The sequence below is a fragment of the Streptomyces sp. NPDC005438 genome (assembly GCF_040606315.1).
Lineage (GTDB): Bacteria > Actinomycetota > Actinomycetes > Streptomycetales > Streptomycetaceae > Streptomyces.
Genome location: NZ_JBEXEP010000004.1, coordinates 1 through 26,690 on the forward strand (window position 1 = coordinate 1; position 26,690 = coordinate 26,690).

General features: G+C 73.4%; 19 protein-coding genes and 1 riboswitch. Of the genes, 8 read left to right on the forward strand and 11 right to left on the reverse strand.

Annotation, left to right across the window (positions count from 1 at the left end):
* Positions 1-428: 428 nt before the first annotated feature.
* Entirely contained in the window at positions 429-965 is a 537-nt protein-coding gene (locus ABZT14_RS10325; protein WP_356299372.1) for a MarR family transcriptional regulator, read from the reverse strand.
* A gap of 132 nt (positions 966-1,097) precedes the next feature.
* Between ABZT14_RS10325 and ABZT14_RS10330 the strand changes: the two genes are divergently transcribed.
* Positions 1,098-2,447, forward strand: coding sequence for an MFS transporter (locus ABZT14_RS10330; RefSeq protein ID WP_356300119.1), 1,350 nt, complete (start codon positions 1,098-1,100; stop codon positions 2,445-2,447).
* 121 nt (positions 2,448-2,568) lie between these two features.
* Here ABZT14_RS10330 and ABZT14_RS10335 read toward each other — a convergent pair whose 3' ends face one another.
* Both ABZT14_RS10335 and ABZT14_RS10340 read right to left on the reverse strand, forming a co-directional pair.
* On the reverse strand, positions 2,569-4,272 hold the full coding sequence (locus tag ABZT14_RS10335) for an ATP-binding SpoIIE family protein phosphatase (protein WP_356299374.1): 1,704 nt from the start codon (positions 4,270-4,272) through the stop codon (positions 2,569-2,571).
* A 138-nt stretch (positions 4,273-4,410) separates the two neighbouring features.
* On the reverse strand, positions 4,411-5,808 hold the full coding sequence (locus tag ABZT14_RS10340) for an NAD(P)/FAD-dependent oxidoreductase (protein WP_356299376.1): 1,398 nt from the start codon (positions 5,806-5,808) through the stop codon (positions 4,411-4,413).
* 491 nt (positions 5,809-6,299) lie between these two features.
* Here ABZT14_RS10340 and ABZT14_RS10345 point away from each other — a divergent pair, with 491 nt between their 5' ends.
* The gene (locus tag ABZT14_RS10345) at positions 6,300-7,064 is read left to right on the forward strand and encodes a helix-turn-helix domain-containing protein (RefSeq protein ID WP_356300122.1); all 765 of its coding nucleotides are present in this window, start codon (positions 6,300-6,302) and stop codon (positions 7,062-7,064) included.
* A gap of 350 nt (positions 7,065-7,414) precedes the next feature.
* On the forward strand, positions 7,415-9,364 hold the full coding sequence (locus ABZT14_RS10350; protein ID WP_356299378.1) for a sigma-70 family RNA polymerase sigma factor: 1,950 nt from the start codon (positions 7,415-7,417) through the stop codon (positions 9,362-9,364).
* A gap of 105 nt (positions 9,365-9,469) precedes the next feature.
* Here ABZT14_RS10350 and ABZT14_RS10355 read toward each other — a convergent pair whose 3' ends face one another.
* A complete protein-coding gene (locus ABZT14_RS10355; protein WP_356299380.1) occupies positions 9,470-11,623 on the reverse strand; it encodes an asparagine synthase-related protein in 2,154 nt (717 codons plus the stop codon).
* 867 nt (positions 11,624-12,490) lie between these two features.
* Here ABZT14_RS10355 and ABZT14_RS10360 point away from each other — a divergent pair.
* From ABZT14_RS10360 to trmB, 3 genes are all read left to right on the forward strand, one after another.
* Positions 12,491-13,927: an MFS transporter gene (locus tag ABZT14_RS10360; protein WP_356299382.1), complete on the forward strand. Its 1,437-nt coding sequence runs from the start codon at positions 12,491-12,493 to the stop codon at positions 13,925-13,927.
* A gap of 192 nt (positions 13,928-14,119) precedes the next feature.
* Positions 14,120-15,361 (forward strand): L-2-hydroxyglutarate oxidase, encoded by a 1,242-nt coding sequence (lhgO, locus tag ABZT14_RS10365; RefSeq protein ID WP_356299384.1) that lies wholly within the window; start codon positions 14,120-14,122, stop codon positions 15,359-15,361.
* A gap of 112 nt (positions 15,362-15,473) precedes the next feature.
* A complete protein-coding gene (trmB, locus tag ABZT14_RS10370; protein WP_356300126.1) occupies positions 15,474-16,229 on the forward strand; it encodes a tRNA (guanosine(46)-N7)-methyltransferase TrmB in 756 nt (251 codons plus the stop codon).
* A 122-nt stretch (positions 16,230-16,351) separates the two neighbouring features.
* On the opposite strand, the gene ABZT14_RS10375 is transcribed toward trmB, so the two are convergent.
* On the reverse strand, positions 16,352-17,323 hold the full coding sequence (locus tag ABZT14_RS10375) for a phosphatidylinositol-specific phospholipase C (protein WP_356299386.1): 972 nt from the start codon (positions 17,321-17,323) through the stop codon (positions 16,352-16,354).
* Between the two features lie 236 nt (positions 17,324-17,559).
* Between ABZT14_RS10375 and ABZT14_RS10380 the strand changes: the two genes are divergently transcribed.
* Together ABZT14_RS10380 and ABZT14_RS10385 are read left to right on the forward strand one after the other, a co-directional pair.
* Complete coding sequence (locus tag ABZT14_RS10380) at positions 17,560-19,251, forward strand: PrsW family intramembrane metalloprotease (protein WP_356299388.1); 1,692 nt, start codon at positions 17,560-17,562, stop codon at positions 19,249-19,251.
* A gap of 188 nt (positions 19,252-19,439) precedes the next feature.
* The gene (locus ABZT14_RS10385) at positions 19,440-19,673 is read left to right on the forward strand and encodes a hypothetical protein (protein ID WP_356299390.1); all 234 of its coding nucleotides are present in this window, start codon (positions 19,440-19,442) and stop codon (positions 19,671-19,673) included.
* A gap of 278 nt (positions 19,674-19,951) precedes the next feature.
* Here the strand turns inward: ABZT14_RS10385 and ABZT14_RS10390 are convergent, their stop codons facing one another.
* The 6 genes from ABZT14_RS10390 to ABZT14_RS10415 all read right to left on the reverse strand — a co-directional run bounded on the left by ABZT14_RS10390 (position 19,952) and on the right by ABZT14_RS10415 (position 26,679).
* On the reverse strand, positions 19,952-20,311 hold the full coding sequence (locus ABZT14_RS10390) for a hypothetical protein (RefSeq protein ID WP_356299392.1): 360 nt from the start codon (positions 20,309-20,311) through the stop codon (positions 19,952-19,954).
* Between the two features lie 324 nt (positions 20,312-20,635).
* On the reverse strand, positions 20,636-21,763 hold the full coding sequence (locus ABZT14_RS10395) for a M23 family metallopeptidase (RefSeq protein WP_356299394.1): 1,128 nt from the start codon (positions 21,761-21,763) through the stop codon (positions 20,636-20,638).
* A 12-nt stretch (positions 21,764-21,775) separates the two neighbouring features.
* A riboswitch (cyclic di-AMP (ydaO/yuaA leader) is annotated at positions 21,776-21,953 on the reverse strand.
* A 247-nt stretch (positions 21,954-22,200) separates the two neighbouring features.
* Positions 22,201-23,388 (reverse strand): PP2C family protein-serine/threonine phosphatase, encoded by a 1,188-nt coding sequence (locus ABZT14_RS10400; protein ID WP_356299395.1) that lies wholly within the window; start codon positions 23,386-23,388, stop codon positions 22,201-22,203.
* An 82-nt stretch (positions 23,389-23,470) separates the two neighbouring features.
* Positions 23,471-24,307 carry an isocitrate lyase/phosphoenolpyruvate mutase family protein gene (locus ABZT14_RS10405; RefSeq protein ID WP_356299397.1) on the reverse strand — a complete coding sequence of 279 codons (837 nt, stop codon included), beginning with the start codon at positions 24,305-24,307 and terminating at the stop codon, positions 23,471-23,473.
* An 8-nt stretch (positions 24,308-24,315) separates the two neighbouring features.
* Positions 24,316-25,038: a winged helix-turn-helix domain-containing protein gene (locus ABZT14_RS10410; RefSeq protein WP_356299399.1), complete on the reverse strand. Its 723-nt coding sequence runs from the start codon at positions 25,036-25,038 to the stop codon at positions 24,316-24,318.
* A gap of 1,047 nt (positions 25,039-26,085) precedes the next feature.
* A complete protein-coding gene (locus ABZT14_RS10415) occupies positions 26,086-26,679 on the reverse strand; it encodes an ABATE domain-containing protein (RefSeq protein ID WP_356299401.1) in 594 nt (197 codons plus the stop codon).
* Positions 26,680-26,690 lie beyond the last annotated feature (11 nt).

The following is a 26,690-nucleotide window of genomic DNA, read 5'->3' on the forward strand; positions in this document are numbered from 1 at the left end:
AACTTGGCGTTGACTTTTGGCACGCTGTTGAGTTCTCAAGAAACGGACGCTACCTTCAAAAACCCTTCCAGGCTCTCTCCGGGCGTTTCCCTTTCCGCTGTCTCCGACTCTACCAGACCTTTTCCCCCGCCCGATCCCCCAACCCGGGAAACCAACAACAGGCAGAAAAACAAATCCAGCAACCACCGGAAACCGCCGCCGTAAACCCGGCGACACCCACCACCCTAAACACATCCCCCCGGCCCCACAAAACCGAGCCAACCCCCAGCACAACCGCATCCAGACACACCGAACACGGCCCCACCAGAAAGAGGGACAAGCAAGAACAGTAAACGCCGCCGAACAGCGACAAAAACGCCACCAGAACAGGCATAGCCCGTCGGCAGCTCGAAGGAGCTTACGGAGCGACCCCGTGGCTGTCAACTCGCCTAGTCAAGGTCGGTTAGACGGCCCAGGGCGTCGGGCTGGGCCGCCTCCACCCGGCGCAGGAGCCGGGTCAGCAGATCCCCGAGGGTGGCACGCTCGCCGGGGTCGAGGTCCTGGAGCAGTTCCTCCTCGAAGGTGGTGGCGAGGCGCATCACCTCCAGCCACTTGCCCCGGCCTTCCCGGGTGAGGCCGATGATCACGCGTACCCGGTTGTCGGGGTCGCGCTCACGGGTGACCAGGCCCTCGGCTTCCATGCGGTCCACGCGGTGGGTCATCGCCGCCGGGGTGAGGCCCAGGCGCTTGGCGATGGTGCTGGGCCAGAGCTGGTAGGGGTCGCCGACCATCACCAGCTCCTTGAGGACCTCCCACTCGGCGTTCCGCAGGCCGAGGGTGGCCAGCTGCCGTCCGTAGGCCACGTTCATGCGGCGATCGAGGCGGCTGAGGGCGTTGACGACCTTCTCCACCTGCGGGTCCAGGTCGTGGAACTCCCGCTGGTAGATGGCGATCTCGTCGTCGAGCGTGGGGGGCTGCTCAGACATGTGGGGAGTATCGCACGTAAAGCTGTTCGACTTGAAGACTTGCCGTATGTAGCCTTTAGCTTCGAACTTTAGCTCTGAACTCTTGGGACCAGGTGTCCCTCTCTACCGAGGAAGGTGAGTGTGACCAGCGAGATGGGCGCCGCGTTGCGCCGGATCCAAGTGGGCAACGCCCTGGGCGCGTTCGGGAGTGGGTTCACGGTCCCGTTCCTGTTCGTCTACGTGGCCAGGGTGCGGGAGTTGGGGTCGGGCACCGCCGGTGCGGTGCTGGCCGTGTTCGCGTTGTCCGCGCTCGTGGTGCTGCCGTTCATCGGCCGGGTGATCGACCGCCGCGGACCGATGCCGGTGGGCCTGGCCGGGGCGTTCGTGGCTTCGGCCGGGGCACTGGGATTCGGGCTGTCGTCCAGTGCGGGGGCGGTCATGGCCTCCTCCGCGCTGATGGGCGGGGGCATCGCGGTGATCCACCCGGCCCTGGCGACCATGATCGTGTGGTGCTCGACGCACACCAGCCGTTCGCGCGCCTTCGCCACCCAGTTCTTCCTCAACAACCTCGGCCTCGGGGTGGGGGGTCTGCTCGGCGGGCTGATGGTCGACGAACACCGGCCGGGCACCTTCACCCTGCTGTTCGTGGTCGAGGCGACCATGTTCCTGGTGCTCGCCGGCGTACTGGCCACCACCCGGCTGCCCCGGGTCTCGCGCGTGGTCCACTCCGGGGACAACCCAACGGCCTCCGCGCCGGAGCCGGCCGCCACGGGTGGTGGGGGCTGGCGGACCCTGGCGCGGGACCGCGCGATGGTCCTGCTGTGCGTGCTGGGCTTCGTGATGTTCTTCGCCTGCTACGGGCAGTTCGAGTCCGGGCTGTCGGCGTACGCGGTGGAGGTCACCCGCATCTCCACGTCCACGCTGGGGATCGCCCTGGCGGCGAACACCGCGACCATCGTGGTGGCGCAGTTCGTGGTGCTGAGGTGGGTGGAGGGGCGCCGGCGCAGCCGGGTGATCGCCCTGGTGGGGTTGGTCTGGACGGTGGCCTGGGTGGCCGCCGGGGTGTCCGGGCTGGTGGCCGGGAGCCATGTGGTCGCCACCGCCCTGCTGATCTCGACCTACGCGCTGTTCGGCCTGGGCGAGTCCATGCTCTCGCCCACCGTGGCTCCGCTGGTCGCCGACCTGGCGCCGCGACCGATGGTGGGGCGGTACAACTCGGCGTTGGCGCTGGTGAAGCAGTGCGCGCTCGCCCTCGGGCCGGCGGTGGGCGGACTGATGGCCGCAGCCGGGGTGTACGGGGCGTACATCGCGATGCTGGTGGGGTGCTCCCTCGGCATCACGGCGCTGGCCCTGTGGCTGGGCCGGAGGTTGACGCCCGTACAGGACAATCCGTTGGTCCGGCTGCCGGAACCGGCGGTCGCCGAGGGGCGGGAAGCGGAGGTCAGCCCGGTGTCGGGGGCCGAAGTGGCCGGCGCGCGCGGGGAGTTGACGTCGGTGGTCTGACCGGGGTCGGGACGGCCGGGCCCTGGACACAGGCGCGGAACACGGGAGCGGGGTCGGGGCGCGGGGCGCCTCGGCCCCGCTCCCCGTTCATGGAGGAGCGGGGAGCGGGGCACCGTACCGGTCAGCTCGGGGTGGACGGCTCCGTGTCGGGGAGGGCGAACTCGCACCACACCGACTTGCCACCGTCGGCCGTACGGCGGGCGCCCCAGGTGCTGGCGATGGTGGCGACGATGGACAGGCCACGGCCGGTCTCGTCCACGGTGCCGGCGGCGTGGCGGCGGGGCAGGTGCTCGTCCCCGTCGGTGACCTCCACGATCAGCCGGCGGTCCGTACGGCGCAGCCGCAGCCTCATCGGTGGGGTGCCGTGCTGGAGGGAGTTGGCGACCAGTTCGCTGGCGGCCAGCACTCCCAGGTCCCGTAGTTCCACCGGGAAGCGCCAGCTGGCCAGGACGCCGGAGGCGAAGGCCCGGGCCCGGGGTGCGGCCTCCACTCCGCCCAGCAGGTCGAGGGCGGCGTTGTGGAAGCGTTCGGCCTCCGGTCCGTCGCGGTCGGGGTGCTGGACCACCAGCACCGCGACGTCGTCGTCGTGTTCGGCGGTGATGCCCAGGTCGTGCAGCAGCCGGTCGCAGACCTCCTCCGGGGTGCCCTTGGCCTCGGCGAAGGCGGCGGAGACCGCGCGGACTCCCTCGTCGATGTCCTCGTCGCGGCGTTCGACCAGGCCGTCGGTGTAGAACGCGGCGGAGGCGCCGGGGCCGAGGGGGATGGTGCCGGAGGTGTGGATCCAGCCGCCGGTGCCCAGGGGCGGACCGGTGGGCTCGTACGCCCGCTCGACGGTGCCGTCGGCGTCCCGTACCAGCAGGGGGAGGTGGCCGGCGGAGGCGTAGGTGAGCTGGCCCTCGTTGGGGTCGTGGACCGCGTAGACGCAGGTGGCGATCTGGCTGGAGTCGATCTCGGCGGCGAGGCCGTCCAGCAGTTGCAGCACCTCGTGCGGGGGGAGGTCGAGGCGGGCGTAGGCGCGTACGGCGGTGCGGAGTTGGCCCATCACGGCGGCGGCACGCACGCCCCGGCCCATCACGTCCCCGATGACCAGGGCGGTACGGCCGGCGCCGAGGGTGATCACGTCGTACCAGTCGCCGCCGACCGCGGACTCCATGCCACCGGGTTGGTAGACGGCGGCCACCCGAAGGTCGTCCGGCTGCTCCAACTTCTGGGGCAGCAGGCTGCGTTGGAGGGTGACCGTGGCCTCGCGCAGCCGGGACTCGCTGGCGCGGAGGCGCTCGGCGGCCTCGGCCTGGTCGGTGACCTCGGTGGCGAACACCAGCACGCCCCGGCCGGAGGGCTCCTCGGCGGGGGACAGCTCCACGGGGGTGCAGGTGAAGGTGTAGTGCTGGTCGCGGGTGGTGCCGGGCACCCTCCGGGACTTGACGGCGCGGGACTTGCCGCTGCGGCGCACCTGGTCCAGCAGGGGCAGCACCCCGAGTTCGACCAGCTCGGGCAGGGCCTTGTCGGCCGGCTCGTCCAGGGGGTGGTCGCCGGGGAAGACGGTGGCGTACGCCGGGTTGAGGTACAGCGTCCGGTGGTCGGGGCCGTGCAGCACGGCGACCGGTCCGGGGATGCCGCCCAGCAGGGCGTCGAAGTCGGGTGAGGTGAGGGGGGTCGACCCGGTGCCGGTGCCCTCGCCGGTGCCGCCGGCCGGGCCCCGGGCGGCGGGGACGCCCGCGCGCATGGCGGCCCCGGCCCGCACCCGGGATGCGGCGCGGGCGGCCTGGGCGGCCGTGCGCCGCTGGGTGCCTGGCAGTCGGGCGCTCCAGCGCGTGAAGTTCACGTCCGGTTTCCTGTCTCGGTTGTCTGGGGTCGGCGGATGTGGGGGACCCACCCATGGTCACACGTACAGTGTGGCGCAGGGCACGGACAACCCCTCAGACGCCTTGTGGTGTAACGGAGTTCCACGCTCCGGCCAGGGTCACTCCTTGGCGGGATCCCGGACGGTGCGGGCGGCCAGCTCGAACTCGGCGCGGGGGTGTTCCAGGGAGCCGAGCGAGACGATCTCCCGTTTGAAGACGCCGGCGATGCTCCACTCGGCGAACACCCTGGCCTTGCGGTTCATGGTGGGTACCCGGCTGAGGTGGTAGGCCCGGTGCATCAGCCAGGCCGGGAGCCCCTTCACCTTGCGGCCGTAGACGTGGGCCACCCCCTTGTGCAGGCCGAGGGAGGCGACCGAACCGGCGTAGGAGTGGCGGTACTCGGTGAGGGGCCGGCCGCGCAGGTCGGCGACGAGGTTGTCGGCGAGGCGCCGGGCCTGGCGTACCGCGTGCTGGGCGTTGGGGGCGCAGGTGGGGGTGGGTGCCTCGGAGCCGTCGGTGGGGGCCGGGGTCTCGACGGTGAGGTCGGGGATCGCGGCGGCGTCGCCGGCCGCCCACACGTGGTCGACTCCGCTGACCCGCAGGGTGGGTTCGCAGTCCAGGCGTCCCCGGGAGTCGAGGGGGAGGCGGGTGGCCGCGAGGATGGGGTGGGGTTTGACGCCGGCGGTCCACACCAGGGTGCGGGTGGGGAAACGGGAGCCGTCGTCGAGGGTGGCGACCCGGTTCTCGCAGCTGAGGAGGCGGGTGCCCAGGCGTACGTCGATGTTGCGGGCGCGCAGCTCGCGTATCGCGTAGCCGCCCATCTCCTCGCCGACCTCGGGCAGGATGCGGTCGGTGGCCTCGACCAGCAGGAACCGCAGGTCGTGGGGTTCGATGTTGTGGTAGTAGCGGCAGGCGTAGCGGGCCATGTCCTCCAGTTCGGCCAGGGCCTCCACTCCGGCGTAGCCGCCTCCGACGAACACGAAGGTCAACGCGGCGTCGCGGACCTCGGGTTCGCGGCTGGAGGAGGCGATGTCGAGCTGTTCCAGTACGTGGTTGCGCAGCCCGATGGCTTCCTCCACGGTCTTGAAGCCGATGCCGTGTTCGGCCAGTCCGGGGACCGGGAGGGTGCGGGAGATGGAGCCGGGGGCGAGGACGAGTTCGTCGTAGTCCAGTCGCAGGTCGTCGGCGCCCTCCTCGACGGTGGCCAGGGTGCGTACCGAGGCGACGCGTTTCTCGTGGTCGATGTCGGTGGCCTCGCCGACGACGATCTGGCAGCGGGGCAGCACCCGGCGCAGCGGTACGACGACGTGGCGGGGTGAGATGGAGCCGGCCGCCGCCTCGGGGAGGAAGGGCTGGTAGGTCATGTACGGCTCGGGGTCGACGACGGTCACGCGTACGCCGCCCTCGCCGGCCGCCGAACGTCGCAGTTCGCCCCGCAGTCTGCGCTGTAGTCGCAGCGCGGTGTACATCCCGACGTAGCCGCCGCCGATCACGAGAATGCGCCTGGGTTCGCTCACCCGTCCATGACGCACCCGTGGGGTGCCGTTTGTCCACACGGAAGGGCGAGGAGCGTGACGGCGGCCGGGCGGACGGAAGCGTTGAGTCCGTTTGGCGGGGCTTTCCCACGGGGCGGGGTATTGGTGAGGTCAACTCGGATTTCCTGACCCCCCTCGGAATGAGGAAACCCCCTTTCACCTGCGCCTATGCAAATTCATGACAGGCGGATGGACAGTCGTCCCCCTTCTCACTTGACCTGGCCTCAACTATGTTCGTAGTCGCGTCGTGACCGACGGAGCCACCGCCGTGTCCTTCGCGCGTCAAAAAACGGGTGGGGGTCTCCCGGGGGGAGACATCAGTACCGGGGGAATGAGCTATGCAGATTCAGCGTGCCCAGGGTTCTCGCTGGTCCAGTGCCGCACGACCGGCACAGACGACCGCGCCCTCTCACGCACAGTCCACCGTCACCACGGACCGCGCCGGGCGGACCAACCCGGCTCCGGGGAGACATCTGAACGGCGCCGGCGGTGGCCGGCCCGCTCCGGGGGCGCCTGGCCGCCCCCGCGCCACCCCTCTGCGGGTGGACGCGCAACGCAACCTCGAACACGTGCTGCGGGCCGCCCGCGAGGTGTTCGGTGAACTGGGGTACGGCGCTCCCATGGAGGACGTCGCCCGACGGGCCCGGGTCGGGGTGGGCACCGTCTACCGCCGCTTCCCCAGCAAGGACGTGCTGGTGCAGCGGATCGCCCAGGAGGAGACCGCGCGGCTGACCGAACAGGCGCGCAGCGCGCTGGAGCAGGAGGGGGACGCCTGGGCGGCCCTGTCCCGGTTCCTGCGCACCTCGGTGGCCTCCGGCGCCGGACGGCTGCTGCCGCCCCGGGTGCTGCGGGTCGGCGAGGCGGAGGTCCCTGTGGAGGGGGCGGGGCGGCCTCAGCCGGTGTCCCGTACGGAGCCCTCGGCGGCCCCGGTCGCGCCGGCGGTCGGTGGGGTCGCGGTGCCGTCGGCCGTGGGCCAGCCGGACCAGGCCACCGGGGTGGTGGGGGTCGGGGAGCCGGACGGCAGCCCCGAGGAACTGCTGTCCGTGGTGGGCCAGTTGGTGGAGCGGGCCCGGGCCACCGGGGCGCTGCGCTCGGACGTCACGGTCTCCGACGTGCTGTTGGTGATCGCCACCGCCGCGCCCTCGTTGCCGGACGCCGCGCAGCAGACGGCCGTGGCCAACCGCCTGCTGGACATCCTGCTGGAGGGGCTGCGCCCGCACGGACCACAGGCCCGTTGAGCGCGGTCGCCGAAGGTGACGGGTGAACGCGGTGGCTGAACGCCCTCGCTGAACGCCAGTCGCTGAACGCGATCGCTGAACGCCGCGCTGAACGTGGCCATCGCCACACGACGCCCGTTCGGAAGGGGGCTTCCGCCCACCCCGGACGGGCGTCTCAAATGACATACGGGTGACGGGAGTTGACAGGTGTCGTGCCCTTGTGGGCATCGGGGAGCGCTTCCGGCCGTTTCCTGTGGGGGGTGGCCGGATCTGTGGCACTCTGGGTCGGTGGCTGACGAGGGTCAGCGCGCGGGAGGCCCCGCCCGCTCGGTTCGGGCCCTTCCGCCGGCGTGGCAAGGGGGCAGTCTCAGATGAGTGTGAACGGGCCGGGCTCCACGGCCGGGGGAGACTCCGGCGTTCCCCCCGAGGGGGAGGCCCCGGGTGGGGCCGCTCCGGTCGACGGTTCGTCCGAGGCCACGCCGGGTCCGGCCAAGGCCGCGACCTCGAAGGCCCAGGTGCCCGAGCAGGGGCGGCGGACCGTACCGCCGGACACCGGCCCCTCGGTTCCCCGGCAGCGGGAGGACAGCCCGGACCCGGCCGAACTCGGCCCCTCGGACACCGAGTTGGTCGAGCGGATGCGGGAGGGCGACAGCGGCGCCTACGACGAGCTGTACCGCAGGCACGCCGAGCAGGTGCGGCGGTACGCGCGTACCTGCTGTCGGGACGCGGACACCGCCGACGACCTCACCGGCGAGGTGTTCGCCAGCACCCTTCAGGCGGTGCGCGCGGGTGAGGGCCCCCGTACGTCGGTGCGGGCCTACCTGCTGACCTCGGTGCGCCATGTCGCCGCCCAGTGGACGCGTACCGCCAAGCGGGAGCAACTGGTCGAGGACTTCGCGGTGTTCGCCGCCACGGCCGCCGAGGCGCGGGCGGACGAGACCGCCGACGTGGGCGCCGACGTGCAGGCCATGCGGGAGGCGGACCGCACCCTGGCGGTGCGGGCGTTCCGCAGCCTGCCGGAGAAGTACCAGACGGTGCTGTGGCACACCACCATCGAGGAGAGCGCGCCCCGCGACGTGGCCCCGCTGTTGGGGATGACCGACAACGCCACGGCGGTGTTGGCCCACCGGGCGCGGGAGAAGCTCAAGCAGGCGTTCCTCCAGGCGCACGTCAGCCGGGCCCGTACCGAGGGCGGCGACTGCGCGCGGTACGCCGACCGGCTGGGCGCCTACGCCCGGGGCGGTCTGCGCAGCCGGGCCGAACGCGGACTGCGCCAGCACCTGGACCAGTGCGACGACTGCCGTACGGCGGCGTTGGAGGTCAAGGACCTCAACCAGCACATCAGGATTCTGGTTCCGGTGGCCTTCATCGGTTGGTTCGCGGCGGGCGGCGCCAAGTCGCTGGCCGGGATCCTGGCCGGTACGGGGGCGGCGGGTGCCGCGGGTACGGCCGCCGCCGCGACGGGGGCGACCAGTTCGGGTGGCGCCTCGGGCGGGGGTGCCGCCTCCGAGGGGTTGGGCACCCCGGCCAAGGCGGGGATCGTCGCCGGTGTGGTGCTGGCGGCGGCGCTGGCCCTGGCCATGGCGTTGACCGGCGGCGAGGCGCCTCCCAAGAAGAAGGAGGAGGCCAAGCCGAAGCCCCCGGCTTCCGCGCCGCCGAACGACTCCCAGCCCAAGCCGCCGAAGCCCGAGCCGAAGCCGCCGGTGCCGCCCGCGAAGCAGTCGCAGGCCAAGCCGCCCGCGGACAAGCCCAGCGCGTCGGCGGACAAGCCCTCGAAGCCGTCGGATCCCTCGAAGCCACCGAACAAGCCATCGCCGACGCCGCCTTCGTCCAGCCCGACGCCCACCAAGCCGCCGCCCGACACTCCCCCTCCGCCTCCACCACCGGCGGAGGACTACCAGATCAACGAGTTGCGCTGGGGTGGCCTCGGTGGTGACGAGGACGAGCCCACGCTGCGGGTGCTGGAGAGCAGTTGGGTGTGGAACCGCGACAGCCTGTCCGTCGACGACCAGCGGTTCGACCACGGGATCACCGTCAGCGGCCCGTCGACGGTACGGATCGACCTCAACCGGCAGTGCGACAGGTACCAGGCGAAGGTGGGCATCGACGACCTGGCGCTGACCCCCAACGCGGCCCGTTTCTCGGTGTACGGGGACGGCGGCCGGCTGTGGACCTCGCCGGTGATGAAGCGCGGTGACCCCGCGGTGCCGGTGAACGTCGCCCTCAACGGGAGCAAGACCGTACGGCTGGTGGTGGAGCCGGCCGGTGGCCTGCCCACCTACTACGCCAACTGGGCGTCCTCCGGCCTGAGTTGCAGCTGATCCCCGGGGACGGGGCGGCCGGGCCTCCCCCGGTGCGGCGGGCCGGCCCCTGGTGGGCGGGCCAGACCGGACCGGCCGGGGAACCCGCTGGGCGGGCCCGGCCCCTCAGGCTCCGGGGCGTTCCGGGAGGGTGCGACTGACCGGGACCACTCCGGCGGAGACGGCGCGTTGCCGTGGGGCGGAGCTGCCGGTCCAGCAGCTGCCCCGACGTGCCATCAGTCGCCGTAGCCACATCTCGGTGGCGACCAGGTCGGCCAGCCCGTCCAGGGGCAGGGGCCGGCCCTCGGCCGCGTCGGCGAGGGCGTCACGGACCACCCGGGCCTCCACCAGTCCGGCGTCGGCCAGCAGGGGGGCGTGGAAGAGGTCCAGCAGCGGGTCCAGGGCGGTGCGTAGTCCGATCCGCTGGGCCGGGTCCTGGGCGGGGAGGGGGGTGGCGCCCCAGCCGGGGGGCAGTTCGTGGATGCCGGCGAAGTCGAGTACCGAGCGCAGCACCTGCGCCCGGGCTCCGGGTCTGACCCGGAGCGCCTCGGGGAGTTGCCGGCAGGCGCGGACCACCTGGTTGTCGTAGAAGGGGGCGTGGAGGCGCTGTCCGCGCAGTTCCACGGCCTGTTCCAGTATCCGGTGGTCGGCGGCCTGGCGGGCCAGGGCGGCGCGGGCGCGGCGGTCGCCGGGGCGCTCCACGGAGGGGCGGGCGAGGGCTCCGGCCTCTAGTCGGAGGGCGACCTCGGCGAGGGCCTCGCCGGTCATCCAGCGGGCGGCCGGGCCGGGGCGGGTCCAGGTGAGGGCGGCCAGGGAGGCGTGCAGCGCGCCCTCCACGGTGTCGTCGAGGTCGTCGACGAAGGTACGGGACCGCAGTCGGGCGGCGGCCTCCTCCACTCCCTGGCGGTACGGGGTGCGGGCGAGGCGTCGGGCGGCCCGGTAGACGGTGAAGGGGACGCGTACCGGGCTGACGGCGGCCGGGCCCCGGGCGGCCTCGGCCTTGGCGAGGGCGGCGACCGGGCGCACCAGGTGGCGGCGTCTGCGGTCCAGCAGCAGGTCGGCGAGTCTCGCGGGGTGGGCGTCCAGGACCTGCCGGGCGCCGAGGCCCACCAGGTGGTCGGCGCTGCCGGCGGAGAGCCGGGCGCGGTGTCGGGCCACGGCGGTGAGGGAGGGGGCGGGTTCGTCGGTGAGGGTGACGTTCTCCAGGTCGGCGAAGGGCAGGGCCTCGGGTCCGGCGGCGACCACCACGTGGTGCAGTCGGGGGTTCTCGGCCAGCAGCCGGGCCCGTTCCAGTTCGGCCTGGCGGCCGGCCGGGTCCTCGGGTGAATCGCCGGTGCGGGTGCGGTCGTTGAAGGTGACGGCCAGGAGTCGTTGGCCGGCCGAGGTGCCGGGGGTGCCGGCCAGGGTGCCCGGGGTGCCGGGGAGTCCGGCGGCCAGCAGGGCGAGGGTGGCGGAGGCGCTGCCGCCGGACAGGTCGGCGCCGATGCCGGGTACCGGTCCGCGGCCCTGCTGGGCGGCGCGTGCCGCGCGTCGTTCGGCGGGGCCCATGCCCGGTACCGGACCGGGGTCGAGGTCGTCCAGGTCGATGCGGGGCGCGTGGCGGGGGGCGTCCAGTCGTACCCGTACCGCCTCGACCAGGGCGTCGCGTACCCCGGCGATGGCGTCGTCGGCGTTGCTGGGGGGCGCGGCGACCACCAGGGGGGTGGCCGGTTCGTAGCTGGCGATCTCCCGGGAGCCGCCCTCCCGGAGGATCAGCGCGTGTCCGGGGGCCACCCGGTGCACGTCGGAGTAGGGGGTGCTGTCGCCCAGGGCCTCCGGGGAGTCGGGGCAGGCGAGCAGGGCGGCCAGGTGGCTGATGTCGAACTGGGCCTCGATCAGGTCGGCCAGGGGCAGGGCGGCCGTGGCGTAGGCGGTGCCGCCGCGCCAGGGGGTGTGGAACACCGGCCGGACTCCGGCCAGGTCGGCGGTGATGGTGATACGGCGTCCGATGCGGGCCACGGCGGTGTAGTTGCCCGGCCAGGCGGTGAGGTGGCGCAGCGCTCCGCCCCGGGCGGCGACCAGTCCGACCTTGAGCTGCTCGTCGGTGGCCCCGCAGTTGCCGAGTACGGCCAGTCGGTTGCCGGGGTCGGCCTGGATGACCCGTACTTCGTCGGGGCGCCAGTCGCCCACCACCCACAGCGGGTCGGGGTCACCCCACAGCAGGTGGCCGCCGACGGGATGGAGGGTGCGGCGGGTGGCAGCGTTGGCGGTGGCACCGTTCCATCCGACCAGCCACCTCATCCCCGTGTCCTCCGCCCCGCACTGCTGTCGTCGACCTCGTCGACCATGCTGCCATGTGGGGCGGCTGGTGCGGAGTGGATAGGGAGGCAAGTCATGGTAAGTCGGCCGCTGGTTGGGGGAGTTGGGGTGGGCGGCGCCGACTGGGATACGGACAATTACGTACCGATGTGGACGTCAGGGGCAGGGGCATATGCCAAGGGGGTCGACCGGTGTCATTTCAGCCAAATCCCCGACCCGGCACCGCACTTCGCACCGCCCGACCCGACGACCGGAACCGGCGACCGGGAGAACCGCGGAACGTCGCGCTCCCCCTCGGAGGCACGGCACCCCGAAGCGCGCGGGGGGAGCACACCCCCGGGATGGAACGGAACCCCGCACGGACCCTCACGGCCCCACGCCGTCACGGCGGCACCACGGGTTGCGGAACCCCGGGCGCGATCAGCCCGACAGGGGACTCCCGGCGGCCTCCAGGACGGTTCGGGAGGGCGGTTACCTCCCGGAACCTCCCGAACCGTACCGCTGACCCGCGGGGAGCTGGCAGCGGAACCCCGGCCTCCAGGGCCGGGTTTGCGGGGACCGACCCTCGCGTATCCCAGCAAAGCGCCCACCCCGGGCGGAGGGGCAGAGCGCATGAGCGGCGCACCATCACACGGCGGGAGCACAGCCCGCCGGCACATGCGCCTCGAACCCGCGCCCGCCACCCCCACCGGCGCCCACCGGCGAAGATCCCCTCCGACCTCTGGCCACAGGCGCGATCCCGCCATCCCCCACCACACCCCTTAACGGTGAGCAGGCGGCGAACTACGCTGGGTTGGCGGAATGCCCCGCGTCCGACGGGGCGGCCGTCAGTGTGTGTCAGGGGTGCGCATGTCCAGGGAGCCACGCGGGCCGAACGAGAAGCTCGGAGCAGTCCTCGCCCTAGCGGGCATAAGCAACGCCGGACTGGCCCGCCGGGTCAACGACCTCGGCGCCCAACGCGGACTGACCCTCCGTTACGACAAGACCTCGGTGGCCCGCTGGGTGTCCAAGGGCATGGTCCCGCAGGGCGCCGCGCCCCATCTGATCGCCGCCGCCATCGCCGGCAAGCTCGGCCGGCCGGTGCCCCTGATGGAGATCGGGCTCGCCGACATCGACCCGGCCCCCGAGATCGGGCTGGCCTTCCCCCGCGACGTGGGCGCCGCCGTACGCTCGGCCACCGACCTGTACCGCCTGGACCTCGGCAGTCGGCGGGGCGGCGGCATCTGGCAGTCGCTGGCCGGCTCCTTCGCCGTCAGCGCCTACGCCACCCCCACCTCCCGCTGGCTGATCACCCCCGCGGACAGCTCGGTCGCCCGCGCGCCCGAGGTGGCCGCCGCCGCCCGCGCCGAGGGCACCGAGAACACCGTGGCCCGGGTCGGGCACAGCGACGTGGCGAAGCTGCGGCAGGCCGCCGAGGAGGCCCGGCGCTGGGACTCCAAGTACGGCGGCGGCGACTGGCGTTCCTCCATGGTCCCCGAGTGCCTGCGGGTGGACGCCACTCCCCTGCTGCTGGGCTCCTACACCGACGAGGTCGGCCGCTCCCTGTTCGGCGCCACCGCCGAACTCACCCGGCTCGCCGGCTGGATGGCCTTCGACACCGGCCAGCAGGAGGCCGCCCAGCGGTACTACATCCAGGCCCTCCGGCTGTCCCGGGCCGCCGCCGACGTGCCCCTGGGCGGCTACGTACTGGCCTCGATGTCCCTCCAGGCCACCTACCGGGGCTTCGCGGACGAGGGCGTGGACCTGGCCCAGGCCGCCCTGGAACGCAACCGGGGCCTGGCCACCGCCCGCACCATGAGCTTCTTCCACCTGGTCGAGGCCCGGGCCCAGGCCAAGGACGACGACGCCGCCTCCTGTGCCGCCGCCCTCACCGCCGCCGAGAACTGGCTGGAGCGGTCCCGGGACGGCGACCCGGACCCCGACTGGCTGGACTTCTACTCCTACGACCGCCTGGCCGCCGACGCCGCCGAGTGCTACCGCGACCTCAGGGCACCCCGCCAGGTGCGCCACTTCACCGAGCAGGCCCTGTCCCAGCCCACCGAGGAGTACGTGCGCTCCCACGGACTGCGGCTGGTGGTGTCCGCCGTCGCCGAGCTGGAGTCCGGCAACCTGGACGCCGCCTGCGCCGCCGGCACCCGGGCCGTGGAGGTCGCCGGCCGGATCTCCTCCGCCCGCACCAACGAGTACGTGCGGGACCTGCTGCACCGGCTGGAGCCGTACGACGACGAGCCCCGGGTACGGGAACTGCGGGAACGCGCCCGACCCCTGCTCGCCACCCCGGCCTGAGCCCGGGACGCGGCCGGGGCCGCGAGTCGGGTCGCGTGTCCGGGCGGGACTCGGGACCGGCGTCCGGGGACGGGTCCCGCCCGGCCGAGAAGACCGAAGGCCGGGCTGTCATAGCCGTGACCGATGATGGGGAGCCTCATCAACGGGTGCCCCGCGACGTCGGGCGGGGAGTCGGACCAAGGGAGTGACCGGGTGCGCTTTGACTGCGAGGTGCTGATCATCGGCGGAGGCATCATCGGGATGTCCACCGCCCACGCCCTCTCCCGCGCCGCTCCCGACACCCGTGTGCTGCTGCTGGAGAAGGAGGCCGCCCCGGCCCACCACCAGACCGGGCGGAACAGCGGGGTGATCCACAGCGGGGTGTACTACCGCCCCGGTTCCCTCAAGGCGCGGTACGCGGTGCGGGGCGCCAAGGAGATGGTGGAGTTCTGCCGCCGGCAGGAGCTGCCCCACCAGGTCACCGGCAAGCTGATCGTGGCCACCTCCCGCGAGGAGCTGCCCCGGCTGCACGCGCTGGCCCAGCGCGGCCGGGAGAACGGCATCCCGGTACGGGAGTTGGGCACCGCCGGCATCGCCGAACGGGAGCCGCACGTACGGGGGCTGGCCGCCATCGAGGTGGGCACCACCGGGGTGTGCGACTTCCGGGCGGTCACCGAGCGGCTGGCCCGGCTCGCCGAGGACGCCCGGGTGGAGACCCGGTACGGCACCGAGGTGGTCGCCGTGGACCGCCGCCCCGGCCGGGGCGTGGCGGTGCTGGTGCGGGACCGGAACGGCCGGGAGACCGTGGTCCGCTCCCGGGTGCTGGTCAACTGCGCGGGCCTGCACTGCGACCGGCTGGCCCGACTGGCCGGCGACCGGCCCCGGATGCGGATCGTGCCCTTCAGGGGTGAGTACTACTCCCTGCGCCCCGAGGCGGAGAAGCTGGTGCACGGGCTGGTCTACCCGGTGCCCGACCCGGCCTTCCCCTTCCTGGGCGTGCACCTCACCCGGGGCATCGACGGCGGCGTCCACCTGGGGCCGAACGCGGTGCCGGCCCTCGCCCGCGAGGGGTACTCCCGCCGTGACCTGCGCCTGGACGAGTTGGCCGACACCCTCCGCTTCCCCGGGAGTTGGGGCGTCGCGCGCCGCCACTGGCGGTACGGCGTGGGCGAGCTGCGGCGGTCGTTGTCCAAGGCGGCGTTCACCCGGCAGGTGCGGCGGCTGCTGCCGGAGGTCACCGAGGACGACCTGCTGCCGGCCCCGGCCGGGGTGCGGGCGCAGGCGGTGCTGAGGGACGGCACCCTGGTGGACGACTTCCTCATCAGCGAGGCCCCGCACACCGTGCACGTGCTCAACGCGCCCTCGCCGGCCGCCACCGCCTCCCTGCCCATCGGGCGCGAGGTCGCCGACCGCGCCCTGCGGGTGCTGCGGGACGGCCGGGACCGGTGGACCTGACGCCGCGCGCGCGATGACCGGCGCATAGACTCGCGGCACTGTGTCCATGAACCCTCAGCCCAGCGAATCCCGACCGGCGCCCGGTGAGGCGGACGACCGGGACCGGTCCCGGATGTTCCCCGGCGGCACCGGCCCGGCCGCCGACCCCGTCGGCTCCCACCACGAGCGCGTCATCCGCAGCTTCCAGCCCCGCCGTAGCCGGGTCACCGCCGCGCAGCGCGCCGCGCTGGAGCGGCTGTGGCCGCGCTGGGGCGTGGAGGTCGACGGACAGCGCCGGCTGGACCTGGGCGACCTGTTCGGTGACCCGGCGCTGCCGGTGGTGCTGGAGATCGGTTTCGGGATGGGCGAGGCCACCGCGCGGATGGCCGCCGACGACGCGAACACCGGCATCCTCGCCGTGGACGTGCACACCCCCGGCCAGGGCAACCTGTTGCGGCTGGCCGAGGAGTACGGGCTGGACAACGTACGGGTGGCCAACGGGGACGCCGTCATCCTGCTGCGAACCATGCTGGCCCCCGGGTCACTGGCCGGGATGCGGATCTACTTCCCCGACCCCTGGCCCAAGAAGCGGCACCACAAGCGGCGGCTCCTCCAGTCGGCGTTCCTGGACGTGGCGGCGCCGGCCCTGCGGGAGGGCGCGCTGCTGCACTGCGCCACCGACTGGGAGCCGTACGCGGAGTGGATGCTGGAGGTGCTCGAAGCGCATCCGGCGTTCGAGAACACCGTGCCGGGTGGCGGTTTCGCCCCCCGGCCCGCCTCCCGCCCCCTGACCCGCTTCGAGGGGCAGGGTCTGGACAAGGGGCACCGGGTCCGTGACCTGCTGTTCCGTCGGGTGACCGGGCCCACCGGCGAGGCCCCGTCGGCGTAACGGCCCACGGGGCGCGCGCCGTTCGGACCGTCGGGCGGCGCACCGCCCGCCCGGGACCGACCCCCCGGCCGGCCGCCCTGCCCGGGGTGGAGCCGTGACCGGTCCGGCTCCACCGCGCGGGGTCAGCCGGCCGCGTTGAGCTGGTAGATCGCCTCGGGCAGTCCGGGGGCCGCCGTACCCGCGAAGTCCAGGATCACCGCCCCGTACAGGGGGTGCTCGCCCGCGTCGTACTCGCCCCGCAGCCGCTCCTCGACCATCGGGTTGAGTTCCTCGGCGTACCGGCTCGGCAGGGGGATGGGTTCCCCGGTGGTGGTGCTCACGTAGTTCAGCCACAGCCGGGAGGCGCCCTCACCCTCCTCGGCCGCCCCGTCCAGGTGTTCCTGCACCCGGGCCCACTTCTCGGCGACCGGGAGCTGGTAGTCGTCCTGTACGGAGAGCAGTCCCGTGTCGCCCCAGTCCAGGCCGCCGATGTCCGGCTGCCTGGCGATCAGCACCACCTTGCCGCGTACGTCTCCCAGCGTGGGGATTCCGTCGGACTCCCGGTACACCAGGTCATCGAACCCCTCCTGGTCCATGTACAGGTCGTTGAAGATGCTCGCGAACTCCTCGTCGGAGGCGTCCGAGTGCTCCTTCTTCACCGACATCAGCACCGTCTCCCCGGGGTTGGCGGTGAGGAAGGTACGGCAGTCGGAGAGCACGTCGTGGAAGTTCTTCTTCTGGTAGACGGCGCCGTGGTGGATGGTGAAGGCCCCGTCGATGGGGCGGCACCGGATGTCCAGGTACCGCACGCCGAGGTCCAGCAGCTCCGGCAGGGACAGTTCCTGGCACTTGGCGGTGTCGAAGGGGCCGCCGACCGTGGCGCAGCTGTTGTGCGTGCCCGGGATCACCAGGTCGTCGATGCCCCGGGAGTCGGGCAGCGCGGCCATCCAGTCCTTGGGGCCCAGAGCCAGGGCCGGCTTCCGGGGTGCCGCGACGGCGCCGGAGGTGAGGGCGCCTCCGGCGAGGGTGAGGCCGAGCGCCGCGCCCACGGCCCCGCGCAGTACACCGCGTCTGGTCGTCCTCCGCTGGCCGAGGGGCACCGAGTCGTCTCGCACGGGGGTCTCCGTTCTTCGTGGGGGGTTCCTCCCGGGGCTCTCCGCCCAGGGGGTGGCGCCGCGACCGCCAACTGTCCGGCCCCGGCGCGCACTTCGCGCAGAAGGTACTCCACGGACGGGTGCGGTGGTATGGGTACATGCCCCGCGATGACGGTCCGGTCAGCGTTCGGGCGTGCTCGGTGCCCGGACGGTCACTGAGGATGCCGGGACGGTGGCCGCACGGCTACCGTCGAAGGGTGCGTTCCGAGGCGACGGGGGGCGGCCCCCACGGCGACCCCGCCCAGGCGGCGGCCCCGGACCCGTACGCCCCGAGCCCGTACGCCCCGGACCCCGACGGGCGGGCGCCGGGGTTGCCCGGCGAGCCCGGATACCCGCCGCCCCCGGGGCACTGGGGCCACCCCTCCCCGACACCCACCTGGTGGCACCGTCGGCGCGGGCCGGTACGGCTGGCCGCCCTGGTGGGGGTGCTGGCCCTGTGCGGGGTGGTGATCCTGGGGCAGGTACGGGAACAGACCGGCACCGAGGGCCTGGTGGTCGGGCTGCTGCTGTCCCTGCTGCCGGTGCCCCTGCTGGTCGCCGGCTTCCGCTGGGTCAGCGCCCTGGACCCGGTGCCCTGGCGGCAGCACGGTTTCGCCTTCGCCTGGGGGGCGTGTGGCGCGACCCTGGTGGCGATGGTCGCCAACACCTCGGCCAGCCTGTGGCTGGGGGAGCGCTACTCCCCCGCCGAGGTGGACTCCCTCGGCTCCACCCTGGTGGCCCCGGTGGTGGAGGAGCTGGTCAAGGCGGTACCGGTGGCGCTGCTGTACCTGGTGCGCCCACGGCAGTTCACCGGACCACTGGCCGGTCTGGCGGCGGCCGGCATCTGCGCCACCGGCTTCGCCTTCACCGAGAACATCCTCTACCTGGGCATGGCCTACGACGGCGACCAGACGATGGGCGGCGGCCAGGCGACGGCGGTCACCTTCTTCGTACGGATCTGCCTGTCCCCCTTCGCCCACCCGCTGTTCGCGGCGGCCACCGGCATCGGCCTCGGGCTGCTGGCCGCCGCCCCCGCCGACCGCCGGCAGGCCCGTACGGCCGCGCCCGTACTGGGGCTGCTCGTCGCCATGGCGCTGCACTCGCTGTGGAACGGCACCGCCAGCGGGCTGGGGTTCCTCGCGGTGTACGGGACCGTGATGACGCCCCTGCTGGCCCTGCTGGTCTGGTGGGCGCTGTGGACCCGGCGCCGGCAACTGCGCACCGTACGGGCGGTGTTGCCGCTCTACGCGGCGGCCGGCTGGCTGGGGCCGCTGGAGCCCTGGGGCCTGTCCGTGGCGGGCGCCCGCTCGCTGGCCCGGAGTCACGCCCGACAGACGCTGGGCCCGGCGGGGGCGCGGGAGGTCGCCGCGTACCAGCGGTACGCCACCGCGCTCGCCCTGCTACGGGACCGGATGGCCCGAGGGGTGCCGGAACCGGACTTCCCCGCGCGGGAGGGGGAGTTGCTCCACGACATGTGGCGCCGGCACGGGGTGGGCGGTCCGGCCACCGCTCACGCGGCCCGCCTGTTCCCCCCGCCGGGGATCGCCCTGGCTCCCTGGGGCCAGGCCACCCCCTACGCCCTCTCCCCCGCCACCCATCCCCCGCCGTACGGGGGCGGCTGGGCCGCCCCCGGTCCTCCGGCCACCCCGTACGCGGCACCCCCGTGGCCCCCCTCGGGCACCTGGGCGCTTCCGGGGGCGCTCCCCGGAGTGGGGGCGCCCACGGGTCCGGCGCCCGGTGGATGGCGCCCGACCTCCGGGTGGGTATGGCCGTCGGGGCCCGGTCACCGGCCAGGCCCCCACGGCCGGCGACCAGGGTGGCCACCGATGCCCGACCGTCCGCCACCGGGGTCCCCCGCCGGTCCGAACGGCTCCGCCCCGGGCGCCGACCGCCCGGAGCGGGAGGTCTGACCGTTCCCTCGAACCCCCGTTGCATTCCCTAGAGCAAACGCATACAGTGGCTCGCGCATTCGGAAGCAAAGCGTTCATCGAATGCGAACCAGTACGCCAATTCCCTTGATTCTGCGGCTGGTTGAGGTTTGCTCAGACAATTCACCGACCCCGGGGGTGCTGACGGAATGCCGCTTGTGCAACGTGTCATGGAAACAAACGACAGCTGGCTCGTCCCCGACCAGCTGCTCGTCGAGGACGCCTTCCACGGACGGAACGTGTGGGCCTCCCGGCTCGGCGGCGCGGTGCTGGTCCACGGCGAGGTGGAGGGCCTGCCGCCCCAGGAGGCGGACGCGGTACGCCAACGGCTGCGCGCGGCCTACCCCGGCCAACGGGTCACCGACGAGGGCGACCTGTGGGCGGTGTGGCCGCCCAGCCACTGACCCCGGACGGCGCCCCGACCGCTCCCCGGGCTCGTCGGCCCACCCGTGGCGTCGGCCACCCGCCGCTCGCCCCGCCCTGCCGTCCCTCACGGCCGGCCACCCCCGCCGGTACCCCGTAGGTGCGGTACCGCCTCCACACCCGGCCCCCGACCAGGTGGACGGGGCAGGCACCCCGCCCAGGCCTTGCCCAGGCCCCGCTCCGCCTCGCACGACGAGGGGCCGACGGCCTCTTCGGCCGTGCTCCCCACGGCACCTTCTCCGATCCGCGGCCGGTCAGGTCAGGATGAGTCGCCGAGAGCCTGCCGTGCTCTGGTCCACCACCGCTCGAACTCCTCCTCGGAGATCTCCGATGTACGGGGCAGGTCCCACCAGCCGTCCGTGGGGCCTTCGGCGAGAACGCCGTACCGCCGTTCATAGCGCCCCATCGCCGCGAGATCGGCATGGTCACGCAGGTCCACGACCTCCGCCAGGGAAGCCGCTGTCACCGGCCGTGAGTCCCGCTCCCTGACCTCGACCTGACGCGCCGCCCAGCCCTCGTCATCGGTCTCGAAGTACAGCCACAGACCCTCGTCCTGGTAGTAGGCGCGGAACCAGGTCCTCATGCCGCCGTCCTGACCCACCACCTTGACCACACGCATGGGGGCACCCCCAGCTCCCACCCGGCGTGCCCCAGGTCTACGGCGCCGTCCCCGGGGAAGGCCCGGCTCGGTGGGCACCCGTCCGGCATCCGACCCGCACACCCCGGGGGCCGTCCGGGAAAAGGACGGTGGCCCAGACGTCGGGGGGTACGTCTGGGCCACCGGGTTTCGCGGGGCCGCGCGGAAGCGGGCCCGGGTGGGCGCCCGGCCAGGGGGCGCCGTCGCACCTCGTACCCTCCTCGGCGTACCGGCACACCGGGTGCCGGTACGGTCGACCGACCCGAGGTGGGGCCGGTCAGGGCCGAGCGGGGTGGTGGTGCGGGGTCAGACCTGCTGGCCCTTGCCGCGCAGCCAGGCCAGCGGGTCGATGGCGTCGCCCCCGCCGGGCCGGACCTCGACGTGCAGGTGCGGGCCGGAGGAGTTCCCGGTGGAGCCCACCCGGCCGATCACGTCGCCGGTGGTGACCTTGCCGCTGGTGCGGCTCATCGAGGACAGGTGGCAGAACCAGATCTCGGTGCCGTCGTCCAGCTCCAGCACGATGCGGTAGCCGTAACTCCCGGCCCAGCCGGCCTCCTTGATGGTGCCGCTGTGCACCGCCTTCACCGGGGTGCCGGTGGGGGCGGCGAAGTCCTGGCCGGTGTGGTTGCTCTGCCACATGCCGCCGGAGTCGCCGAAACCGGAGGTGAGCTGGTACGAGGAGAGCGGCACGGTGTACTGCTTGGCCAGCTCGGCCCGACGCTTCTCCTCCGCCTTCCGCTTCTTCTCCTCGGCCGCCTTGCGCTTCTTCTCGGCCTCGGCCTTCCGCTCCTTCTCCGCGTCCTCGGCGGCCTTGGCGGCGGCCTGGCGGGCGGCCTCGCTGGCCGCCTCGTCGGCGGCGGCCTGTTCGGCCTGGCCGCGCTGCTGCTCGGCCTGGGCGAGGATGCGGTGCCGCAGCGCCTCACCCGCGTTGGTCTGTCCGTTGCGGGAGTCGTCCTGGGTGAGCCCGGCCTGGGTCAGCGGGGCGGCGTTGACCGTACGGTCGGCCCCGTCGTCGGCCAACAGCTCGCCCACACCGGGGAGTTCCTTGGCCGCCGGCAGTTCGGCGGACACCTTGTCGACCGTGGAGCCCAGGTCGGGCATGGTGACGGCGGTGGGTGACTTGTCCTGGGCGGTCGCCATGCCTCCGGCGCCCACGGCCGCGATCATGCCGACGCCGAGCACCGCGCCGCTGCGGGCCATGCCGCCGCGCTGCCGCACCACCCGGTGCCGGCCGCGTACCGGCCGCACCGACTCGGCGGTGGGGTTCCACTCGGGTTCGTCGGTCTCGATGCGGGGGCCGTACGCCTGGTAGGGCGCGGGGTCCGGGGAACCGTGGGGGTCGCTCTCCTCCATGCCGTACGGGTCGTACGGGAGGTGGGCGGAGGGGCCAGCGGGGCCGTAACCGGCCTCGGGGGCATACCTGTTGGACGCCACGAGTGGCGTTCTCCTTTCCTTCCCTCACGCCTACCGGGTTAGCTGACGGGTTCGGAGCAGGAAGGTCTCCTACGGGCCTCTCCTGGGCGGGAGTTGCCCGATTCACCCCAAGGTGATGTGGTTCCCCGGTTCCCCCATGGTGAGGTGACGCTGGTGGCGACGCCCCGAGGGGATTCGGCGTTGGCGCGCGGCGCCGTCTGGTGACGGCGGTGACGACCGCACTGCGTTATCGAACGTTAATAGACCCGCGGCTCAGATTCCAAGCGGGGTAGGGGAATTGGGCCCCGGGCCCCGGACGCTTATCGGTCAGCCGAGGGCAAAGCCGGGCAGGTTTCGGTGTTCTCAGAACCCCGTGGCACCGAGAGTGACTCCCACCCCGACCACCCCGGCAGCTCCCACTACCACAACCCTCACGGCCGCCCCGACCGTCACACCGGTCACGGCTCGGCCCCGTCCACCCGCGCGGAGTCCTCCGCGATCGCGGGGCTCTCCCGCGCGGTGACCTCCTCGGGAACCGTGGAGTCCTCCCGGGCGACCGCCAGCAGCGCGGCGTCGTCCGCCGCCTTGCCCCCGGTGTGCTCGGCCACCGCGCGGACCACCTCGTCCAGCAGCTCGTCCGGGTACCGGTAGTGGTGGCCCCGCAGCCGTACCGCGGGCTCGAAGAAGACCCCGTTGGCGTCCCGCGCCTCGGAGATGCCGTCGGTGTACAGCAGCAGGGTCGCGCCCTCGGGGAAGTCGAAGGTGTCGCACTGGTCGGGCCACTGCCCCAACTCGTCCATGCCCAGCGGCAGCGCGGCCTGGGAGGGACGGAGGAACCGGGTCTCGCCCTGGTACAGCATCAGCGGAGGCGGGTGACCCCGGTTCAGCAGCCGCAGCGTGAACGGCTGGGAGGGGCGCACCTCGGCGAGTACGGCGGTGGTGAACGTCTCCCCGTCGTCCCCCGGCCCACGTCGCGCGGCCTCCCTCCGCATGGCCCGCTCCAGCCGGGAGGCCACCTCCTCCAGGCTGTCCTCCTGCTCGGCCGCCTCCCGGAAGGCGCCCAGCACGATGGTCACCGACTCGACCGCGTCCAGCCCCTTGCCCCGTACGTCCCCCACGATCATCCGCACCCCGTGCGGGGTGTCCTGCACCGCGTACAGGTCACCGCCGATGGACGCCCCGGACTGGGCCCCCTGGTAGCGGGCGGCCACCCGCAGCCCCGCGACCCGGTCGGCGGGCACCGGCAGTACGGCCAGCTGGGCGGCCTCCGCGATGTCCCGGGCCGAGGCCAGCTCCTCGCCGCTGCGCCTCAGCAGCACGTTGAACACCACCGCGAGTCCGGCGACGGTGGCCACGGTGGCGGTCTGCATCGGTCCCTGGGCGGGGGCGTTGTTCTCGTCCAGGCCCAGCACCAGGGCGCCCTCGGCGATCACCGCCGCCAGTCCGGTCAGGGCGGTGGCCCGTACCGACAGTACGGAGGCGGCGACCATGGAGGCCGCCGCGAACAGGGGGGAGATGGTGAGCCCGGCCGGGGTGGCCAGTCCGATCAGCACCCCGAACACCAGGAAGATCGCCGGGCAGGCACGCAGCCAGGACCGCTCCCGGCCCTCACCGCCGTCCGAACGTCTCGGTGTCCCATCCGCCACGGTCCCACCTTGACCCGGTTGGCGCCGTGCGGCTAGTTGTCCGGGGCCACCGGGGCGAATTCCCCGAGCGTGAGGCGAAGGCTCAGCGGTAGGCGAGCGCCCAGCCCTGGGCCTGGAGGTAGGTGGGCGGGGCGACGGGGGCGGGCCGTCCGGCCACGGTCCGCGCGGTACGGACCGCCTCGTGCACGGCCAACCGGAACAGCCGGGAACCGGTACTCACCCGGGCCACCCCCAGTGCGGCCAGCAGCGGCAGCTCGGGGCCACCGGGGGCGTACAGGATGTTGAGCGGCAGCGGGTGGCGGGCGGCCAGCCGCTCGATGGTGTGCGGGTCCCGCAGTCCCGGGACGAACAGCCCGTCGGCGCCCGCCTGTTGGTAGGCGGCCAGCCGCCGGTCCGTCCCGGCGCGATGGCCGGGCAGCCAGTGGGTGTCGGTACGGGCGTTGAGGAACAGGCCCGGGGCCGCCTCCCTACAGGCCACGATCAGCCGGCACTGCTGGTCGACCGGGCGCAGCGAACCGTCGGGGCGGCCGTCCTCCAGGTTGACGCCGGCCACCCCGTAGCCGGCCAGTTCCCGTACCAGGTCGGCGACCTCGGCGGGGTCGCTGGCGTCGCCGGGGTCGCTGGGGTCGGTTCCGAACCCTCCCTCGACGTCCACCGTCACCGGCACCGGCAGGGCGGCCAGTCTCCGGGCCAGCCGCAGCGTCTCGGTACGGGTGTCGGCCTGCCCGTCCGGCTTCCCGGCGGCCGAGGCCACGCCCAGGCTGGTGGTGCCCACCGCCGGGAACCCGGCCTCGACCAGGGCGGCGGCGGAGGCGTGGTCCCAGGCGTTGGGCAGCACCAGGGGCCGCCCGGGCCGGTGGAGCGCCGCGAAGGCCGACGCCGTCTCGGGAGCGGGGCGCGGTGGGTGGTCGCCGGTCATGGCACTCCTCAGGGCAGGTGGTCGGCGGGAAGGTCGAGCAGGGTGGCGAGGGTGTCCCGGCCGTACGGGGTGAGCCGTACCGCCCGCTGACTGCCGATGCGTTCACACCAGCCCCGCTCCAGGGCGTGCCGGCACAGGGTCGCCCCGGCCACCCCGGCCAGGTGGGGGCGCCGCTCGGTCCAGTCCAGGCAGAGCCGGACCAGGGGGCGGCGGCCCCTGGCCCGGGTCGGCAACGCGGCGCCGAGGTCGGTGAACCAGCTCACCCCCCGGTCGGTCAGCGCGCAGCCCCGCCCCTGGTCGAGCAGGCCCCGGGTGGTGAGGGCCTCGGTGAGGGTGACGCCCAGTCGGCCGGCCAGGTGGTCGTAACAGGTACGGCCCCGGGCCATGGCCTCGCTGGCACCCCGGGCACGCAGCCCGCGCGGGGGCGAGGTGTCCGGTGCCGCCTGGGCGGCGAGGTCCTCCACCAGGTGGGCCACCCCGGAGTCGGCCAGCCGGAGGTAGCGGTGCCGCCCCTGCCGGTGTTCGGCCAGCAGTTCACCGTCCACCAGCCGGCTGAGGTGCTCGGTGGCGGTGGAGGGGGCGACACCGCAGTGGCGGGCCAGTTCGCCGGCCGTCCACGCCCGCCCGTCGAGGAGGGCCAGGCAGATGGCCGCCCGCGTCTGGTCGGCCAGCAACCCGGCGAGGGCGGCCAGCCGGGGCCCGGAGGGGCCCGGGGGTGGGGTGGGCGTCATGCCTCCCAGGATGCGCCCACGTCGTTTCGGCGGTGACCGAACTGTCGGGGGCGGCGGCGCTGTCCTGGTGGGTGGGCTTCGGGGGCGCTGCGCCAGTGGCCAAGGCCAAGACCCAGGGGGCTGCGCCCAGCATCCAGGGTCCTGGGTATTGATCGACGGGTGACCGGACCGGGGTGGTTGACCCAACATCCAGGGCCCTGGGCGCTGACCCTGGCGACCAGAATCCGGGGCACTGACCCGACAGGCAACCGGACCACGGGAGCAACACCGAACATCCAAGAACCCGGGCACTGCCCCAGCAACCGGGGCCGCAACTGGGGCCGGGACCAGGGGACGACCCGAACCCAACGACAGCGCCCGGCACTGCCCGGGCAACGGAGACCCCGGCTTCCCTCCCCCCCCCAACGACCAGAAGCGGGCCCCGGAGACCGGAACCAGGACCAGGACTGAACGAGGCAGCCACCCAAGCAAACCCACCCCGACACCGGGGGCAACTCCCCCCACCCCTAAGCGGCACCGACCGACCCCACGTCGCACCAACCCCGGCCGGGACCAGATCGTGGCCGCTGCCCCAGTGGCCAAGACCCAGGGCATTGGCCCCACCCCAGCATCCAGGGTCCTGGGCACTGACCCGACAGGCAACCGGACCACGGGGGCAACACCGAACATCCAGAACCCCGGACAGTGACCCCAGCGCCCAGAACCCAGCAACCAGTAACCAGTAACCAGAACACTGCCCCAACAAGCGACCGAACCAGGAGGCCAACGCCTCAACATCCAAGAACCCGGACACTGCCCCAACACCCGCAACCGGCACCGCAACCACCCCACAACCAGAACCGCAACCAGAACCGCAACCGATCAAGGAAACCACCCAAACAAGCTCACCCCACCACCGGAGGCAACTCCCCCGCCCCTCCGGCCCCCCGCCCCCAAGAAACTCCCCACTAAACGACACCGCCCACTCCCCCCCACTCCGCCCAACCCCATACCGCACCGGCCAACGCCACATATCGCACCACCCTCCCCACATGGCGCCGCCCGACCTCAGGTGGCGCTGGTCGGGCCGTGCTGGCGGCGGTAGTGCCGTGCCACCCGGGCGCGGTTGCCGCAGGAGGGCTTGCACCAGGCCTGGCGTCCGTGGCTCTGCACGAAGTAGCGGACGCAGCGGGGTGCGGTACAGGCGCGGAGGCGAGCGCGTTCGGGGCCGGTGAGGAAGGCGACGGCGGCGCGGGCGAGGGGTGCGGTGACCGGTTCCGGTGCCAGGGAGGCGAGCCGGGTGGTGGGGATGTCGTCGGGGGGCCAGAGCAGCTGGGGGGCCACCGGGTGGCGGGCGGCGGCGTTGAGGTGGTCGGTGGCCTGGTCGAGCGGCATCAGTCGGCCGCTGTCGGCGGGGCTCGCGGGTCCGGGGCGTACCGCGTGGGCGAACAAGGCCCGCACCGCGCGACGGAGTTCGAGGATCCGCTCGCGCTCCTCCTCGGCCAGGGTCGAGGCGGCCAACCGGGCGGGCTCGTCGAGGAGTTCGGCGACCGAGGCCAGCCACTGACGGGTGCCGGCGAGGGTGTCGAGGTCGTCGGTGACGCCACCGTCCCCGTCGTGCCGGATGGTGCTCGCCAACTCCAGGGCCAACCAGCGCCCCATGGGCCACTCCT